Origin of the sequence: Kitasatospora nipponensis (genome assembly GCF_039528135.1) — a bacterium.
Lineage (GTDB): Bacteria > Actinomycetota > Actinomycetes > Streptomycetales > Streptomycetaceae > Kitasatospora > Kitasatospora nipponensis.
Genome location: NZ_BAAALF010000232.1, coordinates 1 through 11,093 on the forward strand (window position 1 = coordinate 1; position 11,093 = coordinate 11,093).

Genomic DNA, 11,093 nt, shown 5'->3' on the forward strand with positions numbered 1-11,093 from the left:
CTCGCCCCCCTGCCGCGGCCGCTGCCGGGGGCGCGGGCGCCGGCGCGGTCGGACGCGAGCCGCGCTACCGCCTGCGGCACGCCTGCGCGCCGACCGCCGAGGCCGCGCGCCGCGCCGAGCCGAGGTCGATGGGCCTGCTGCTCGCCGCCGACCTGCCCGGCGCGCTCGCCCTGGCACTGGCCGGCGCCGCCGCCGGTGACCGGATCGGCCCGGTCGCCACCGCGATCGGCTGGCACCTGCTGTACGTCGACGCCGTCGAGCCGCCCGCACCGCCCGGTCGCGGGTCGGTGCCGGTGTCGGGACCGGGGCCCGGCGGGAGCTCGGCGTTCCTCGGCTGGCTGGGGCTGCGCCGCGCCGAGAAGGTCGTCGAGGTGCCCGGCTTCGAGCACCCCGGCGACCCCCGTCAGCCCGACAACACCCACCGCCATTGAGTGCCCGGGCCGTTGGACCCGTGCTCGCGCTGGACATCGGCGGGACCAAGCTCGCCGCGGCGCTGGTCGACCCCACCGGTGCGTTCCTGACCCAGCGGCAGGTGCCCACACCGCGCTCCGGCGACCCGGAGGCGGTGTTCGGGGCGCTGGTCGAGCTGGCGCTGCGCACCCGCGGTGAGCAGCGCATCGGCGGCGTCGGGGTCGGCTCGGCCGGTCCGCTCGACGTGCTGGCCGGTACCGTCAGTCCGCTCAACATCCCGGCCTGGCGGGCGTTCGCGCTCGTCGGCCGGCTGGCCGAGCGGCTGGCCGCGGGCCTGGAGGGGCCGGTCCGGCTGGCCGGCGACGGGCAGTGCTTCGCGCTCGGCGAGCACTGGCTGGGCGGGCACGGCGACCGGGCGCTGCTCGCGATGATCGTCTCCACCGGCGTCGGTGGCGGACTGGTGCTGGACGGCACGGTGCTGCGCGGGGCGACCGGCAACGCCGGGCATGTCGGGCACATGGTGGTCGAGGCCGGCGGTGAGGTCTGCGTCTGCGGCGGCACCGGCTGCGTGGAGATGTACGCGAGCGGGCCCAACCTGGTGCGCTGGGCCCGCTCGCAGGGCTGGCGGCCGGGTGAACCGGGCGCGGACGCGGCCCGGTTGGCGGCGGACGCCGCCGCCCTGGACCCGGTCGCGCTGGCCGCCTTCGACCGGGCCGCGCGGGCGATCGCGGCGGTCATCGTCTCGACGGCGGCGCTGACCGACCGGCTCACGGTCGTGATCGGCGGCGGGGTGTCGCAGGCGGGTGAGATCCTGCTCGGTCCCCTGCGCCTGTGGCTGGGCAGGCTCGCCGGGCTGGACTTCCTGCGTGATCTGCCCGTGCACACCTCACGGTTGGGGCTGCGGGCCAGCCTGGGCGGCAGCGCCGCGCTGGTGCTGGAGCCGCGGGTGGTGGCGGGTCGGACCGTCGTCGGTCAGCGGGCGGCCGGCAGGTAGGCCAGCCCGTGGGCGCCCGGTTCGCCGGTCCGGGCGACGGTCAGCTCGGCCACCGCCTCCAGCCGGTTCAGGTCGACCACGGTGACCGTCGAGGAGGAGACGTTCGCCACGTAGGCCCGCTCGCCGTCGGGCGAGGAGGTGATGGTGAGCGGGAACCGGCCGACCTCGACCCGGCCCAGCAGCTCGTAGCCGTGCGGATCGAAGACGCTGAGTGTTCCCGGCAGTTGGGCGCCGAGAGCGGAGTGCTCGGAGGTGTCCATCCGCAGCTCGCCGGCGAGGATCAGGCCCTTGGTGGTGGTGTGCACGGGGAAGACCGGGCCGCCGACGGGCAGCGTCCGCTCGACCCGCCCGGTGGCGGTGTCGATCACCCGCAGGCCGGGGGCGGCCTTGAGCGGGCGACCGAAGTCCACCTTCGGGGCGGCGACCACCAGCTGCCGTCCGTCGGGGGAGACGGCGAGCCCCTCGCTGCCCGGCACCTCGATCCGGTCGACGAGCTCGCCGCGCTCCAGGTCGAGCACCGAGACGAACGGCGCCTCCTTGTTGCCGGAAGGTGACGGTCGGTCCGCTCTGGGATCGGCCACCGCGCGGCCGGGGCGCCCCGGACGGACGCCGCCCGGTGGCGCTCGGCGGGCCGGTCAGCCCGGGTCGCGGGCCAGCCGCAGGGTGACGAGCTGGAAGGGCCGCAGCCGCAGCTCCACCCCGTCCGACCGCGGCGTCAGGTCGACCTCGGCCCCGATCAGCCGGCGCTCCAACAGGTCGCAGGCGACCGCCCCGGCCAGCGGGAAGGCGGTGGTCAGGCGGGTCCGGGCCCGGCCGCCGTGCGCCTCGTACAGGCGCACCACCACGTCGCCGCTCGCGTCGTCGGCCAGCTTGACCGCGCTGACCACCACGGCGTCGTCCGCGACGCTCACCAGCGGGGCGACGGCCACGGTGCCGACCACCCTGCGTTCGGGCAGGTTGATCCGGTAGCCCTCGCGGACCGCGTCGCCCACCGAGGCGCCGGGCACCAGCGCGTAGCGGAACCGGTGCAGGCCCTGGTCGGTGCGCGGGTCGGGGAAGCGCGGCGCGCGCAGCAGCGAGAGCCGGACCGTGGTGGTGGTCCCGCGGTCGTCGGCCCGGACCGTGCGCGTCACGTCGTGCCCGTAGGTGGAGTCGTTCACCAGGGCCACGCCCCAGCCCGGCTCGGCCACCCGCACGAACCGGTGGTTGCACGCCTCGAACTTGGCCGCCTCCCAACTGGTGTTGGTGTGGGTGGGGCGGTGGACGTGACCGAACTGGGTCTCCGCGCTGTACCGTTCGGCGTGCACGTCCAGCGGGAAGGCGACCTTGAGGAACTTCTCGGTCTCCTGCCAGTCCACCCCGGTCTCGATGTCCAGGCGCCGCACGCCGGCCGCCAGGGTGAGCAGGTGGACGGCCCGCGAGCGCCCGAACGAGCGACTCACCCGTACGGTCACCGCCTGCGGGTGCTCGACCGCCACCACCACCTCGTCCGCCTCCGTCAGGTCGGTGACCGAGTTGCGGTAGAACCGGTCGACGTCCCAGGCGTCCCACATGTTGGGGAAGTCCGGGTGCAGTTGCAGCAGGTTGGCCGCCGCGCCCGGTGCCAGCGTCTCGCGCTCGGCGGTCAGGTCGTAGACCGAGACGACCAGGCCGCGGCCGTCGATCGCCACCCGCAGCAGGCCGTTCTCCAGCACGAACCCGCCCTCGGCGCGCGGGCGCACCGCGCTGCGCCCCTCGGGTGCCCGCGGCACGGCGGCGACGTGCGCCGCGACGCCGGCGCGCTCGTCCGGGGCCGCGTTGAAGACCAGCACGGTGTCGCCGTCCGCACCGCCGTCCCCCTCGCCGCCGCCACCGGCCAGCGCCCGCTGGGCGGTGGTGATCAGCGCCTCCAGCTCCGTCGCCACCGCCGCGTAGGTCTGTTCGGCCTCGCGGTGCACCCAGGCGATCGAGGAGCCGGGCAGGATGTCGTGGAACTGGTGCAGCAGCACGGTCTTCCAGATCCGGTCCAACTCCTGGTACGGATAGGGGAGTTCGACCAGCACCGCGGCGGTGGCCGCCCACAGCTCGGCCTCCCGCAGCAGGTGTTCGCTGCGCCGGTTGCCCTGCTTGGTGCGAGCCTGGCTGGTGAGCGTGCCCCGGTGCAGTTCCAGGTACAACTCGCCGACCCAGACCGGTGCGTTCGGGTACTCGGCGGCCGCCCGGGCGAAGAACGCGGCCGGCGCCTCCCAGCGCACGGTCGCCGAGCCCTCCAGTGAGCGCAGCCGGGCCGCCTTGGCCACCATCTCGCGGGTGGTGCCGCCCCCGCCGTCGCCCCAACCGGTCGGCGCCAGCGAGTGGCTGGCCACCCCCTTGTCGCGGAAGTTCCGCGCGGCGTGGGCGATCTCCTTGCCCTGCATGCAGCAGTTGTAGGTGTCGACCGGCGGGAAGTGGGTGAAGATCCTGGTCCCGTCGATGCCCTCCCACCAGAAGGTGTGGTGCGGGAAGGAGTTGGTCTGACTCCAGGAGATCTTCTGGGTCAGCAGCCACTTGGAGCCGCCCGCCCGGATGATCTGCGGCAGCCCGGCGGCGAAGCCGAAGGTGTCCGGCAGCCAGGCCTCCTCGTTCTCGATGCCGAACTCGTCGAGGAAGAACCGCTTCCCGTGCACGAACTGACGGGCCATCGCCTCCGAGCCCGGCATGTTGGTGTCGGACTCCACCCACATGCCGCCGGCCGGCACGAAGCGGCCCTCGGCGACGGCCTGCTTCACCTTCGCGTAGACCTCGGGCCGGTGCTCCTTGATCCAGGCGTACTGCTGCGCCTGCGACATGGCGAAGACGAACTGCGGCTCGTCGTCCAGCAGGGCGGTCATGTTGGCGGTGGTGCGGGCCACCTTGCGCACGGTCTCGCGCAGCGGCCAGAGCCAGGCCGAGTCGATGTGCGCGTGCCCGACCGCGCTGATCCGGTGCGCCGAGGGGTGGGCGGGCGCGGCCAGCACCTCGCGCAACAGCTCACGGGCGGCGGGCGCGGTGGCGTTGACGTCCTGGAGGTCGAGCGCGTCCAGGGCCCGCTCGACGGCGCGCAGCAGTTCCCAGCGCCGGGCGCTCGCCACGTCCAGCTCGGCCATCAGCTCACCGAGCACCTCCAGGTCCTGCACCAACTCCCAGACACAGGTGTCGAAGACGGCCAGGTCCATCCGGGCCAGCCGGTACTGCGGCTCGCTGCCCGCGGTCGCCAGCTCGCCCAACTCGGTGGGCCGGAAGGGGTGGTAGTCCAGGATCACCGGGTTGGAGGCGGCCTCCACGTGCAGCAGCACCGACTCGCCGCCGGCCACCGGCGCACCGATGCGCACCCACTGGTTGCGCGGGTTGAGGCCCTTCACCGGCGTGCCGTCCGGGCGGTAGACCAGGCCCTCGCACTGGAAGCCCGGCATGTTCTCGTCGAACCCCAGGTCGAGCAGTGCCTCGACGGTGCGGCCCGCCCACGCGGCGGGGACCGTGCCGCTGACCCGGAACCAGCTGGTGCCCCACGGCGCACCCCAGGACTCGCCCACCCGGACGGGGGAGTAGGCGGCGGCGAGGCCCTCGGCGACCGGGACCGGCTCGCCGGGCGCGTGCCAGACGGCCACCTCCAACGGGACCGCGTGCGGGTGGACGGCGGGGCGGACGCGTTCGTCGAGGACGCGCCGCAGGCGGCCCTCGATCAGGAGGCGGTCGTCGTGCATGGTCGGGAGACTCCCTCTCTGCTGACGGTGCGGTGCGGTGTGGTGCGCTCGTGCGGTGCGGTGCAGTGGTGCGGTGGCGTGGCGCCGGGGGGCGCCCTGACGGACCTCAGTGGACGTCGCGCACCGCGACCAGCTCGGTGATCCCCCGCGCGGCCAGCTGGGCCCGGTCCTGCGCCTGCCGGGCGAGCACCACGGCGGGCCGGGCGCCGTCGGCGGTCAGCCGCGCGAACGCCTCGAAGAACGCTCCGCCCGGCGCGCAGGCCGCGCGCTGCGGCCCGCCGTCCTCGTCCGGACCCGCGTCGAGCACCAGGGCGGTGTGGCGCGGGGCGGGGGCGGGCGGCTTGTCGCGGTACTGCTCGATCGCCCGGGCGATCGCGCGGCCGGCGGGCTTGGGGCGGCGGTCGTTGGTGAGCAGGCCCAGCGAGTACTCCAGGTCCGGGAAGTCCGCCAGCGCGCGGTCGACGTCGTGCGAGCACCACCAGGTGACGCCCCAGACGTCCTCGCAGTCCAGCGCGCCCGCCACGGTGGCGGTGGCGAAGTCGGCGGCCCCCTCGGCCGGCACGCAGGGGGCGGGCGCGCCGACCTCCTGCAGCCAGACCGGCCGGTGCGGGTCGCGGGCCCAGGCCTTGGAGAGCTCGATCAGGTAGGCCGCGTGGTGGGTGGTGGCGGTGCCGGTGGCGCCGTACCGCTGCGCCGTGCCGTTGAAGACCCAGGAGTGCACGGCGGTCACCGCGCCCAGCCGGGCGGCCTGGGCGGGGGTGAAGGGGTGACCGTCCTGGTACCAGGCGGCGTCGTACTCGGCGTGCAGGTGCAGGCGTCCGGGGGCGCCCTCCTCGCAGGCGCGCAGCATCCGGCGCAGCCACTCCTCGGCCTGCGCGGGGGCGATCAGGTCCGGGTCGGGGTGCGGTGCGCCGGAGAACTGGTTGATCTCGTTGCCGACGGTCATCCCCAGGAAGTTGGGGCGCTCCGCCAGGGCCCGGGCCAGCGTCTGCAGCAGTCGGGCCTGGGCGGTGGTGACGTCCGGATCGGTGAAGAGGTTGCGGCGGTGCCAGCTGAGCGTCCAGGCGGGCTGGAAGTCGAAGCTGGAGAGATGCCCCTGCAGGCCGTCCACGGCGACGTCCAGGCCGCGCTCGCGGGCCGCGTCCACCAGCTGCACCAGCTGTTCGACCGCCCGTGTCCGGATCAGCGTGCGGTTGGGCTGGAAGACCGGCCACAGCGGGAAGACCCGGACGTGGTCCATGCCGAGGTCGGCCACCGAGTCCAGGTCGGCCCGGACCTCGTCGAGGTCGAAGTCCAGCCAGTGGTGGAACCAGCCGCGCGTGGGCGTGTAGTTGACGCCGAAGCGGGGTGCGCGGGAAGCCGTCATGCGACCTAACTAAAGCGCTTGAGCTGTGCCCGGTCAAGCATCCGCGCGATGCCGGGTCAAGCGCTTGAGTAGAGTGATCGCCGGTAGCGCCGGACCGTTCGAATGGAGCCCGATGACCAGCCCGCCCCCCGGCGGCCCGCCCCAGCGGCCGGCCCGCCTGACCCCGGTGCGCCGGTCGACCATGAAGGACATCGCCCGGCAGGCCGGTGTCTCCGAGAGCGCCGTCTCGTTCGCGCTCAACGGCCGCCCCGGGGTCTCCGAGGCCACCCGCGAACGGGTCCGCCGGGTGGCGGAGGAGCTCGGCTGGCAGGCCAGTACGGCCGCCCGCTCGCTCTCCGGCGAGGGCACCGCGACGGTCGGTCTGGTGCTGGCCCGCCCGGCCCGCGCGCTGGGCATGGAGTCGTTCTTCCTGCAACTGGTCGCGGGTATCCAGCAGGTCCTGGCGCAGCGTCAACTCGGCCTGCTCTTCCAGGTGGTGGAGGACCTGCCGGCCGAGTGCGCGACCTACCGGCGGTGGTGGGCGGAGCACCGGGTGGACGGCGTGCTGCTGGTCGACCCGCGGACCGAGGACCCGCGCCTCGACCTGCTCGACTCGCTCGCCATGCCGACGGTGGTGATCGGCGGACGGCCCGGACACCAGGGCAGCGCCCCCACCGTCGCCCACCTGTGGGTCGACGATTCGGCCGCGATGGCGCTGGTGGTCGACTACCTCTACCGGCTCGGCCACCGCCGCATCGCCCACGTCGCCGGGCTGCCCGAACTCGCCCACACCCAGCGCCGGATCCACTCGCTGCGCACCGAGGCCGACCGGCTCGGCCTGCCCGGCGCGCACTCGCTGACCACCGACTACTCGGAGGCCGAGGGAGCGGCGGCCACCCGCCGCCTGCTGGACGGCCCGCAGCCGCCCACCGCGATCGTCTACGACAGCGACGTCCTGGCGGCGGCCGGCGCGGCGGTCGCCACCGAGCGTTCGCTGACGGTGGGGCGAGGGCTCTCGGTCGTCGCCTGGGAGGACTCGGTGCTCTGCCGGATGGCCCAGCCGCCGCTCACCGCGCTCGCCCGGGACGCCGTCGCGCTCGGCCGCACCGCCGCCGAGCAGCTGACCGGACTGCTCGACACCGGCACGCCGGGGCTGGTGCAGTTCGAGGCTCCCCGGCTGATCGTCCGGGAGAGCACGTCCGCGGCCCCGCCGCCCGGGGGCTGACGGGCACTCAGGCGCAGGGCGGGGGCCCGGAGCGTCAGGCGGGCTCGGTGGTGGTGAGACCCAGGGCGGCGCGGACCTCGGTGACCAACCGCTCGTCCAGGCGGTTCACCGACATCCGGTTCTTGGTCAGCGCGAAGGAGAACCGGCGCGCCGGGTCGGCGCAGGCCGTGCTGCCGCCCGAGCCGCTGGTGCCGAAGCCGCCGTCGGGCGAGCGCACCGGTGAGCCCGCCCCGCCGCTGAGCATGAAGCCGTAGCCCTTGGCGAGCGGGATGCCCAGCAGTCGGTCGCGGCCGGTGGTGCGCGGGGTGGTCGCGATGCGAACGGTCGCCTCGGAGACCAGCCGGCCGCCGCTCGGTCCGTCGCCGCTCGGTCCGTCGCCGCCCGGTCCATCGCCGCCAGGGTCGCCGCCGGTGCGCGGGCCGTCGCCGACCAGGGCCGCGTACATCCGGGCGGCGGCGCGGGCGGTCATCGTGCCGTTGGCCGGCAGCGCCGTGCGCCGGAAGTCGGCCCGGTTGGCCAACTCCGCCACCGGCAGCACCGGCCGCGGCGCGAAGTCGAAGAACGGCGAACCGTCCGGCATCCCCTGCAGCCGGGCCGCCCAGCCCCCGTCGTAACAGGTGGCCAGGCGCGGCAGCAGCCGGTCGGGGACCGCGAAGAGCAGTGAGTCGGCGACCCCGAGCGGTCCGGCGACCTCCTCGCGCAGCAGCTGCGCGCAGTCGCGCCCGGTGGCCCGGCGCAGCAGCTCGGCGAGCAGCACCCCGTACGTCCAGCCGTGGTACCCGCTGCTGCTGCCCGGCTCCCAGCGCGGCGGCTGCGCGGCGAGCCAGGCGGTCAGCGCCGGCAGGTCGAGCAACTGCTCCGGTGTGCAGCCGGCGGGGAGTTGGGGCAGACCCGCGGAGTGCGACAGGACCTGCCCGAGCGTGATGCGCTGCTTGCCCTGACAGCCGAACTCCGGCCAGGAGTCGGCGAGTGGGGCGTCGTAGTCGAGGACCTCCCGCTCCACCAGGACGGCGACCAGGGCCGCGGCCACCCCCTTGCCGGTCGACCAGGACGGCATCAGCGTCTCGCCGTCCAGCGGCCTCCCGCTCGCCAGGTCCGCGACGCCCGCCCAGGCGTCGACCACCAACTCGCCGTCGAGGTAGGCCGCGACCTGCACGCCGGTCTCCTCACCGCAGGCGGTGACCTCGTCGAGGATCTCCTGCACCCGCCCCTGCGCGGCGCCCCGCGGCGGATCGTGCCGTGTCGGCTCCTGCGGCGGCGGGGTGCTCTGCGGTGCGGCGGTGGTCACGTCAGTCCTCCCGGAGGTACGGCGGCCTCACCGAGCTTAGTGGTCGACCGGGTACGTCCTACCGTCCCGACAGGGGGCCGGCCGGGCCCCGGGTCTCCCGCGATGCCCGGAGGCCGCGCGGGAGGCGGTGGCTCGGACCCTGCTGTCGCTCGGCCTCGACGGCGGGCCGACGGCGGTGCAGGGGGTGTTCGACTCGGCACGCGGGTGCTGGCGGGCCGGCCCCTGGTACGAGCCGTTGCGGGATCTGGGTGTCAGCTCCTGGGAGGCCCTGTGGGCGGACCTCGCCCTGCCGTCCGTGCCGCAGGCGCGGCCGTGGGGGCCGGTCTTCCGCGAGGAGGTGTGGAGCGAGGTGCTTCGTGGGGCGGGGGAGGGGTGCCCACCCGGGCGGCGGAGGCGGTTGGGCTGTTCGTGCGACACCGACTGGACCTGGTGCGGCCGAGCGCGGGGGCGGCGGGGTTCGTGGCCCGGATCGCGGTCGACCACAGTGGCGCTGTTCGCCGTGCCCGGTCAGGGCGAGGGTGACGGAACTCGTTCTCGGCGCGGGAAGTCGGCCCGTCCGACGTCCGGTGCCGCCCCCTGGGCCCCCGCGAGCAGCCCCGCGGGTCTCTGCGCCCGTCGCCTCAGCCCGCCGGGCCGAGCCCCTCGGGAAGGGCGGCCACCAGGAGGGCGACGGCTTCCTCGGGTGTCCCGGTGCGGGCGATGAGCTCGCCGCGGTTCCTCACCCCGTAGAGGCCCTCGTCGTCGGGGCAGATGACGTATCCGACACGGGCCTTCCAGAACTCCTCGACACTGGTGGAGAACCAGAGGTTGAAGTGGCTGTTGACCGGCATCAGCCGGCGCAGCACCGGCTGGGCGTACGCCGCCGCCAGCAGCGCGTGGGCGCGCGGGTGCCGGTCGTACGGCGGCATGTGGATGCGGTCGAGCTTGGCCCGCCACGTCAACTCGACGGCCCCGAAGGGCTCTTGCTCGTGGGCGAGGGCCCAGGGCCTGAACTGGACGAACGAGGCGCGCGCCCGGGTCTCCTCGAGCCCCGCGCCGCCCGTCCAGGCCGCCGTCGCCCGGGCCACCTCGGCCAGCTCCGTGGTCCACCCACAGGCCAGGCGCGTGCCGGTGTCCTGGAGGTTCACCTGGAAGGTCCGCCGCCGCTCGCCGGGTGGGTACACCGTCACGCGCCGACGGCTCCCCGCGTCGACGTACGCCGCGAGGCGACCCCCCTTCTCGTCCGACTCGCCCAGGGCGAGCCCGAGTTCCCCGGCCGTACCTCCCAACGCGGCCCGGAGGTCTCCGTCGCCCCAACCATCCTCGCCCTGCCCCGCCCCGAAGTTCATCACCCCAGTCTGCCCGAGTCACCCCGCCCGGTGCCGGTCCAGGGGAATGCGACGGCCGCAGGGCGACCGGGCCGCCTCAGTGGCGGCGGTCGCGCTCGCGCAGCCAGTCCTCGAACTCGGTGGCGACGATGCGCTCGTCGTGCACGTCCGCCGCGTCGGGGGAAGCCGGCTCAAGGCGCGCCGGGCGGCGGATCCGGGTCGGTGCTCGGGCGGCCGTCGTCCGAGCGGTCGACGGGCGCCCGGGGGCGTCACGGCGTGGTGGTGGCGGGCAGCGGTGAGCCGAAGCGGATGAGGTTGTTGTCGGGGTCGAGGCGCGCGCCCTCACGGAGCCGGTAGTCCGTGTCGACCGGTGGGACGGTCCGTCCGCCGATGCCGGGGGCGCTCCACTCGGCGGCCAGGGCGTCGGCGTCGTCCACGTAGAGGTATGCGGCAGCGGCACCGACGGCGGGGTCGTGGTCCGGCTCGTGCGTCAGGTGCAGTCCGACCTCGCCGCGGTCGGCGAAACCGTACCCGCCGGACGGGTGGGCGTGCACCTCGAAGCCGAGGGACGCGTAGTGGGCCAGCGCCCGGTCGAGGTCCCGGACGGGGAAGATCGGGGCGAATCCGGTCAGGCGTGCGGTGGGCCGGTCCATCGGATGCACCTCTCGGTTCGGCGGCGGTCGGCCCCGCCATCGTGACAGCCCGCACCGACAGACACGGCTGTGGGCGGGTCCGGTGGTGTGCCGGGCCCGCCCACAGCTGTTGCGGGGGGTTACTTGGTGGTGGGGCCTTCTTCGGCGCCGCGGTAGGTGTAGAGGTCGT

At 75.1% G+C, this 11,093-nt stretch carries 8 protein-coding genes and 1 pseudogene; 3 read left to right on the forward strand and 6 right to left on the reverse strand.

Features of this window, described 5'->3' with window-relative positions; genetic code table 11:
• Both ABD323_RS36110 and ABD323_RS36115 read left to right on the forward strand, forming a co-directional pair.
• Positions 1–431 (forward strand): annotated as a pseudogene (locus ABD323_RS36110) (DUF7158 domain-containing protein); the annotation flags it as partial.
• 20 nt (positions 432–451) lie between these two features.
• Positions 452–1,405, forward strand: a complete 954-nt coding sequence (locus ABD323_RS36115; protein ID WP_344446323.1) for an ROK family protein — start codon at positions 452–454, stop codon at positions 1,403–1,405.
• Here ABD323_RS36115 and ABD323_RS36120 read toward each other — a convergent pair.
• From ABD323_RS36120 to ABD323_RS36130, 3 genes are all read right to left on the reverse strand, one after another.
• Complete coding sequence (locus ABD323_RS36120) at positions 1,384–1,986, reverse strand: YncE family protein (protein ID WP_344446324.1); 603 nt, start codon at positions 1,984–1,986, stop codon at positions 1,384–1,386. The two genes, ABD323_RS36115 and ABD323_RS36120, sit on opposite strands and share 22 nt — an antisense overlap.
• Before the next feature lie 54 nt (positions 1,987–2,040).
• Positions 2,041–5,106 carry an alpha-mannosidase gene (locus tag ABD323_RS36125; protein WP_344446325.1) on the reverse strand — a complete coding sequence of 1,022 codons (3,066 nt, stop codon included), beginning with the start codon at positions 5,104–5,106 and terminating at the stop codon, positions 2,041–2,043.
• Between the two features lie 106 nt (positions 5,107–5,212).
• Complete coding sequence (locus ABD323_RS36130; RefSeq protein ID WP_344446326.1) at positions 5,213–6,472, reverse strand: glycoside hydrolase 5 family protein; 1,260 nt, start codon at positions 6,470–6,472, stop codon at positions 5,213–5,215.
• A 112-nt stretch (positions 6,473–6,584) separates the two neighbouring features.
• On the opposite strand from ABD323_RS36130, the gene ABD323_RS36135 reads away from it, so the two are divergent.
• Positions 6,585–7,676, forward strand: coding sequence for a LacI family DNA-binding transcriptional regulator (locus ABD323_RS36135; protein WP_425556281.1), 1,092 nt, complete (start codon positions 6,585–6,587; stop codon positions 7,674–7,676).
• A gap of 34 nt (positions 7,677–7,710) precedes the next feature.
• Here the strand turns inward: ABD323_RS36135 and ABD323_RS36140 are convergent, their stop codons facing one another.
• From ABD323_RS36140 to ABD323_RS36150, 3 genes are all read right to left on the reverse strand, one after another.
• A complete protein-coding gene (locus tag ABD323_RS36140; protein WP_344446327.1) occupies positions 7,711–8,964 on the reverse strand; it encodes a serine hydrolase domain-containing protein in 1,254 nt (417 codons plus the stop codon).
• 620 nt (positions 8,965–9,584) lie between these two features.
• Positions 9,585–10,133, reverse strand: a complete 549-nt coding sequence (locus ABD323_RS36145) for a DUF6193 family natural product biosynthesis protein (RefSeq protein ID WP_344446328.1) — start codon at positions 10,131–10,133, stop codon at positions 9,585–9,587.
• A gap of 407 nt (positions 10,134–10,540) precedes the next feature.
• Positions 10,541–10,924, reverse strand: a complete 384-nt coding sequence (locus tag ABD323_RS36150; protein ID WP_344446329.1) for a bleomycin resistance protein — start codon at positions 10,922–10,924, stop codon at positions 10,541–10,543.
• Positions 10,925–11,093 lie beyond the last annotated feature (169 nt).

Bases quoted from the DNA above. Each gene is read 5' to 3' on its own strand.
- ABD323_RS36130 (WP_344446326.1), bottom strand. From the start codon at position 6,472: ATGACGGCTTCCCGCGCACCCCGCTTCGGCGTCAACTACACGCCCACG.
- ABD323_RS36135 (WP_425556281.1), top strand. From the start codon at position 6,585: ATGACCAGCCCGCCCCCCGGCGGCCCGCCCCAGCGGCCGGCCCGCCTG.
- ABD323_RS36125 (WP_344446325.1), bottom strand. From the start codon at position 5,106: ATGCACGACGACCGCCTCCTGATCGAGGGCCGCCTGCGGCGCGTCCTC.
- ABD323_RS36150 (WP_344446329.1), bottom strand. From the start codon at position 10,924: ATGGACCGGCCCACCGCACGCCTGACCGGATTCGCCCCGATCTTCCCC.